The sequence below is a fragment of the Streptosporangiales bacterium genome (assembly GCA_009379955.1).
GTDB lineage: Bacteria > Actinomycetota > Actinomycetes > Streptosporangiales > WHST01 > WHST01.
The window spans coordinates 20878-27180 of the sequence record WHST01000089.1; the positions used below are offsets into that span (position 1 = coordinate 20878).

The 6303-nt window shown below is 71.7% G+C and carries 5 protein-coding genes; 3 read left to right on the forward strand and 2 right to left on the reverse strand.

Translation table 11 applies throughout. The features are described 5' to 3' along the window. Positions 1–97: 97 nt before the first annotated feature. Genes GEV10_22750 through GEV10_22760 form a run of 3 tightly spaced genes read left to right on the forward strand, consistent with a single transcriptional unit; the run spans position 98 to position 3501 of the window. Positions 98–310 (forward strand): copper ion binding protein, encoded by a 213-nt coding sequence (locus GEV10_22750; GenBank protein MQA81267.1) that lies wholly within the window; start codon positions 98–100, stop codon positions 308–310. A 10-nt stretch (positions 311–320) separates the two neighbouring features. Beyond that, the gene (locus GEV10_22755) at positions 321–1271 is read left to right on the forward strand and encodes a hypothetical protein (GenBank protein ID MQA81268.1); all 951 of its coding nucleotides are present in this window, start codon (positions 321–323) and stop codon (positions 1269–1271) included. Beyond that, positions 1261–3501: a heavy metal translocating P-type ATPase gene (locus GEV10_22760; protein MQA81269.1), complete on the forward strand. Its 2241-nt coding sequence runs from the start codon at positions 1261–1263 to the stop codon at positions 3499–3501. The genes GEV10_22755 and GEV10_22760 overlap by 11 nt, the downstream gene beginning before the upstream one ends. Here the strand turns inward: GEV10_22760 and GEV10_22765 are convergent. Continuing rightward, positions 3498–4226, reverse strand: a complete 729-nt coding sequence (locus GEV10_22765; GenBank protein MQA81270.1) for a hypothetical protein — start codon at positions 4224–4226, stop codon at positions 3498–3500. The two genes, GEV10_22760 and GEV10_22765, sit on opposite strands and share 4 nt — an antisense overlap. A 12-nt stretch (positions 4227–4238) precedes the next feature. Further along, positions 4239–6056 (reverse strand): prolyl oligopeptidase family serine peptidase, encoded by a 1818-nt coding sequence (locus GEV10_22770; GenBank protein MQA81271.1) that lies wholly within the window; start codon positions 6054–6056, stop codon positions 4239–4241. Between the last annotated feature and the right edge of the window lie 247 nt (positions 6057–6303).

A 6303-nucleotide genomic window follows, 5' to 3' on the forward strand; every position in this document is an offset into this window, starting at 1 on the left:
TGTGGTGAAGGTGCCCTTCACAGTTCCTGGCCGAGGGTTTGACGGGGGTACCCCGGTAGGGTATACCTAGGTGGAGTCGACCGAGAGGACGTGCGGCGTGACCGCGACCACCTACACCGTGACGGGGATGACCTGCGAGCACTGCGTGCGCGCGGTCACCGAGGAGGTCTCCGGCATCGACGGCGTCTCGGCCGTGGACGTCGACCTCGCGACCGGCAGGGTCACGGTGACGAGTGCATCGACCCTGAGCGACGACGAGATCCGCGCGGCGGTCGACGAGGCCGGCTACACCCTCGCCGCGGGTTCGTGAGGCGGACACGATGAACGCACCCCTCAAGCTCGCGGGCTTCGCCGCCGCACTCGCGCTGCTGGCCGGCGGCGGCTGGGCGGTCGGCGCGGTCGCCGGTCCCGAGGTCGAGGCCGAGCCCGAGCCGATGGCGTCGCACACCGCGTCCGGCGAGGCGACGGGGAGCAGCGAGCACGGCGGTGGCCACGACGAGGAGGCCAAGCCCCCCGGCGGGCTCGCCGTCAGCGAGGGTGGGTACACGTTCGCGCCCGTCGACGTCACCCTGCCCGCCAGGCGCGCGACGTCGTTCGCGTTCCGGATCCTCGGCCCGAAGGGCACGCCGATCACCCGCTTCGACGTCGAGCACGAGAAGCGCATGCACCTGATCGTGGTCCGCCGCGACACCTCGGGCTTCCAGCACATCCACCCGGTCATGGCCGCCGACGGCACCTGGCGCGTCCCGATCCGGCTGCCCAGGGCGGGCAGCTACCGGGCGTACGCCGACTTCACCCCGTCGGGCGCCGAGTCGCTGACCCTCGGCGTCGACCTGTCCGTCCCGGGCGGCTACCGGCCGGCGGTGTACGACCACGAGTCCCGCACCGCCTCCGTCGACGGCTACCGCGTGCGCCTCGACGGCGACCTCGTCGCCGGCAGGTCGTCGAAGCTCACGCTGACCGTCGAGCGGCGGGGCGCTCCGGTGAAGGACCTGCAGCCCTACCTCGGCGCGTACGGCCACCTCGTGGCGCTGCGCGAGGGCGACCTCGCCTACCTGCACGTGCATCCGGACGGCGAGCCGGGCGACGGGAAGACCCGCCCGGGGCCGACCGTGACGTTCTTCGCCGAGGTGCCGTCCGAGGGCACCTACCGGCTCTTCCTCGACTTCCGGCACCTGGGCGAGGTCCGCACCGCGGAGTTCACGGTGGTCGTCGGCGGGCACGGGGCCGGGCCCTCACCGAAGGGAACGGGCCACGGACATGGCGACTGACCTGCAACCGGCTGAGGTCGAGCTGGCGATCGGCGGCATGACCTGCTCGTCCTGCGCGGCGCGGATCGAGAAGAAGCTGAACAAGCTCGACGGCGTCACCGCGACGGTCAACTACGCGACCGAGAAGGCGCGGGTGCGCTACTCCGCCGACGTCGCGCCCACGCTGCTCGTCGAGCAGGTCGAGGCCGCCGGCTACACCGCGACCCTGCCGCGGCCGGAGAAGACCGGCGGGACAGACGTGGACGGCGAGGCGGCGGAGGCCGATCCGAACCGTGCGCTGCGGCACCGGCTGATCGGCGCGATCGTGCTGTCGGTGCCCGTGATCGCGATGGCGATGATCGAGCCGCTGCAGTTCACCTACTGGCAGTGGATCTCGCTCGCGCTCGCGGCGCCGGTGATCGTGTGGGCGGCATGGCCGTTCCACAAGGCAGCCTGGACGAACCTGCGGCACGGCAACGCGACGATGGACACGCTCATCTCGATGGGCACGCTCGCCGCGTTCGCCTGGTCGCTCTACGCCCTGATCTTCGGCACCGCGGGCGAGCCGGGGGTCACCCACCCGTTCGAGATCACCGTCGAACGCGGCGGCGGCGACATGAACGTCTACCTCGAGGTCGCCGCGGGCGTCACGATGTTCATCCTCGCGGGCAAGTACTTCGAGGCACGCGCGAAGCGCCGGGCAGGCGCGGCCCTGCGGGCGTTGCTCGAGCTCGGCGCCAAGCACGTCGCGGTGCTCCGCGACGGCGAGGAGACCAGGATCCCCACCGGCGCCCTCGTCGTCGGCGACCGCTTCGTCGTCCGGCCGGGCGAGAAGATCGCCACGGACGGCGTGGTCGACGAGGGCAGCTCCGCGGTCGACGCCAGCATGCTCACGGGCGAGTCCGTACCCGTCGAGGTCGGGCCGGGAGACGCGGTCGTGGGCGCGACCGTGAACGCCGGTGGTCGCCTCGTGGTCAGGGCGACCCGTGTCGGCTCCGACACCCAGCTCGCGCAGATGGCACGGCTCGTCGAGGACGCTCAGAGCGGCAAGGCGCAGGTCCAGCGCCTCGCCGACCGGGTATCGGGCGTGTTCGTCCCGATCGTCATCGCCCTGGCCGTGGTCACCCTGACGTTCTGGCTGGGCAGCGGCGTCTCGGCGTCCGCGGCGTTCACGGCGGCGGTCGCGGTGCTGATCATCGCCTGCCCGTGTGCGCTCGGCCTGGCGACGCCGACGGCACTGCTCGTCGGGACGGGCCGCGGTGCGCAGCTCGGCATCCTGATCAAGGGACCGGAGACGCTCGAGTCGACGCGTCGCGTCGACACCGTCGTCCTCGACAAGACCGGCACCGTCACCACCGGCCGCATGACGCTCCTCGACGTGCACGCCGTCGACGGCGTCGACGAGGAGCAGGCGCTGCGACTCGCCGGTGCGGTGGAGGACGCGTCAGAGCATCCGATCGCCCAGGCGATCGCGCGCGGTGCGACGGAACGGGTCGGCGACCTGCCGGCCGTCACGGACTTCGTCAACGTCGAGGGCCTCGGCGTACGCGGCACCGTCGATGGGCACGCCGTGCTCGTCGGCCGTGCGGCGAAGCTCGACGGGTGGGACCAGGACGTGCCCGCCGTCCTCGCCGACGCCAAGGCCGACGCCGAGTCGCAGGGTCGCACCGCGGTCGCGGTCGCCTGGGACGGCGAGACCCGGGCGATCCTCGTGGTCGCCGACACCGTGAAGGACACCTCGGCCGAGGCCGTCCGCATGCTCCGTGGCCTGGGACTCACCCCCGTCCTGCTCACCGGTGACAACGAGGCGGCCGCCCGGTCGATCGCGGCGCAGGTGGGCGTCGACGAGGTGATCGCCGAGGTGCTGCCGCAGGACAAGGTCGACGTGGTGAAACGCCTGCAGTCGGAGGGCCGGGTCGTCGCCATGGTCGGTGACGGCGTCAACGACGCCGCCGCCCTGGCGCAGGCCGACCTCGGCCTGGCGATGGGCACGGGCACCGACGTCGCGATCGAGGCGAGCGACCTCACCCTCGTCCGCGGCGACCTGCGTGCCGCCGCCGACGCGATCCGGCTGTCGCGCCGCACGCTCGGCACGATCAAGGGCAACCTGTTCTGGGCCTTCGCCTACAACGTCGCCGCGCTCCCGCTCGCCGCCGCCGGCCTGCTCAACCCGATGCTCGCCAGCGCAGCGATGGCGTTCTCGTCGGTCTTCGTCGTCTCGAACAGCCTGCGCCTGCGCCGCTTTCGCTAGCCCTTGGTCCAGGCGTACTGGGCGACGAGAGTGATGCGTGCGACGACCTTGCGCTTGCCGCCTCGCTCCCTGTACTCCGCCGGAAGGTCGAACGACCGCACGCTGTCGTGGTAGGTGGAGTTCTGCTCGGAGAACCTGAGCTGCGTCGAGCGCTGGAACTCCGACAGGTCGGCCGACGAGCCGATCGTGTCGGCGTGCGCCTCACCGCTGAGCCGGCTCGGCAGCGGCCCGGAGTCCTCGGTCCAGCGGAACGACTCCACGGACGGGATCCGGCGTGCCTGGAAGCGGGAACGCGCTGCCGCCTCCACCATGTCGGCGCTGCCGCGGGCGGTCGCGAGGTACCAGCTGACCTGCACTCCGCAGGCCGAGTCGTACCAGTCGTGCACCTTGAAGCCGTGGCTGCCGAGGACGCAGACGTCGCGGACCTCCCGGCCGAGGACGACGACGCCGAAGCTGCTCGGCGTGCCGAGGACGTCGGTCACCGCGTCGATCTGGCTGACCGCCAGTAGCTCGGCGTGTGCCGTGCGGACGAGGGCGTCACGCTTCTTCGCCAGCGCGGTGGAGTGCGGATCGGCGGGCTCGGCGTCGTTGCCCGGCACCGTGAGGCCCGCGGTGATGCCGAGCGCGAGGCAGACGATGGACGAGAGGACCAGCGACCACAGCGGTACCCGCAGCCCGCCCCTGACCTTGACGTACTGCGAGGGTGGGTTGCTGCGCCAGCTCACGTCACCGCCGTTCTACCGATCGCCCTCGGTACGCCCGCCGAGGTGGCGGGCGAGGAACGGCTCCACGGTCGCGTAGAACCGCTCCCTGTTGCCGGGCTTGACGAGGCCGTGGCCCTCGTCCTCGAAGAGAAGGTACTCGTGGTCGAGGCCTTTCGCGCGCAGCGCGGCGACGATCTGCTCCGCCTCGGCCTGCTTGACCCGCGGGTCGTTGGCTCCCTGGGCGACGAGCACCGGCCGGCGGATGGCGTCGACGCTGTTCAGCGGTGAACGCTCCTCGAGCATGGCCCTCTCGGTCGCGGGGTCGCCGATGCGGGCGTGCAGCTCGGCGATCATCGGCCGCCAGTACTCCGGGACCGAGTCGAGGAGCGTGAGCAGGTTCGACGGGCCGCACATGTCGACGGCACACGCGAACGTCTCCGGCGAGAACGTGACGCCGGCGAGCGCGGCGTATCCGCCGTACGAGCCGCCGTAGACGGCGACGCGCTCACGGTCGACCCAGCCCTGCCCGACGACGTGGTCGACCGTGTCGAGCAGGTCGTCGTGCATGGTGGTGCCCCACTGCCTGTCGCCGGCGTTGGTGAACGCCTTGCCGTACCCGACGGAGCCGCGGAAGTTGACCTGCACCACGGCGTAGCCGCGGTTGGCGAGCCACTGGACCTCGGGATGGAATCCCCAGGAGTCGCGGGCCCACGGACCGCCGTGGACGACCAGCACCGCCGGGAGGTCGCGGCGCTCGGCGCCGAGGGGGAAGGTGACGTACCCGTGCAGGTCGAGCCCGTCGCGTGCCGTGAGCTCGAACGGCTCCATCGGCGCCAGCCGGTAGTCGCGGAGCGCCTCCTTGTGGACGAACAGCGGCGTGATCTCGCCGGTATCGCGGTCGTAGGCGGAGAACTCGGTGGGGCCGTCGGGGCGAGCATGCGAGACGAGCCAGATCCGGTCGGCGCGCTGCGCGCGGTTGATCGACAGCTCGGCGTCGCGATGGGCGCGCAGCCGCTCGACGTCGGCGCGTATCGCCTCGTCGAGGACGACGAGCTCGTCCCTGTCCTTGGCGAACACGGCGAGCTGCGGTGCGAGCGTCTCGGGGTCGAGCACCACGCCGCCGACGTCGTACGTCGGGTCCTCGGCGACCACCACCTCGTCGCCGGTGTCGAGGTCGACCCGGACGAGCCGGGACGCGTTGACCCCGACGGTCGACGTCATCAGCACCGAGCGGCCGTCCCTGGCGAAGGAGTGCACGCCCGTCGCGGCGGTGTCGTCGTGGGCGATCTCGAGGAACGTCCTGAACTCGCCGGAGGCGCCGTCGCGGATCGACACGACCTCGCTGCCGTCGGGGAGCACCGCGATACCGCCGCGGACGGTGAGGTCGGAGTCGACCAGCCAACCGGCGAACCCGGGGTTCTTCTCCACCAGCGTCAGCTCGCCGGTGCGGAGGTCGAGCCGGTGGGCGTCGTGCACCTGCGGGTCGCGGTCGTTGAGGCCGATCAGCATCTCGTGCGGGTGCCAGCGGTTGTGGCCGAGGATCTGCGCCTGCACGCCGGCGCCCGCCGGAGAGAGCTGGCGTTCCTCGCCGGTTTCGAGGTCGACGTCGTACAGCCGCCAGTTCTCGTCGCCGCCGGTGTCCTGGAGGTAGGCGAGGTGCCGGTCGTCGTGGCAGAACCGGAACGTGCGGATACCGCGGTCGCGGTCGGTCGTCACGGGGCGTGGCGGCGTGCTGCCGTCCCGTGGTCCGACCCAGACGTTGAGCACGTCGTCGTCCGGCGCGATGAAGGCGATGCGGCTTCCGTCCGGTGACAGCGTCGGCAGCACCCGGTCGGGGTTGCCGAACAGCACGTCGCGGGGGATCAGGGGCACGGCGTCGTATGGTCGTGGGCTCACGGCACCGAACCTACCTGCGTGGCCCGGGAGTCCGCTGGACGGCTCCGGTGTCGGCGCGGGCGGGCGTAGTAAAGACCTGAACGGATGGTTGGAGATCAGGACATCCCCCTGATGGGGTAAACGGGCTTGGTGTCCCAACCACTCATCAGGAGGATGTCTTGTCCAAGGGTAGTAGTCGCCGGCTGTCTCGTGGGGACCGTCG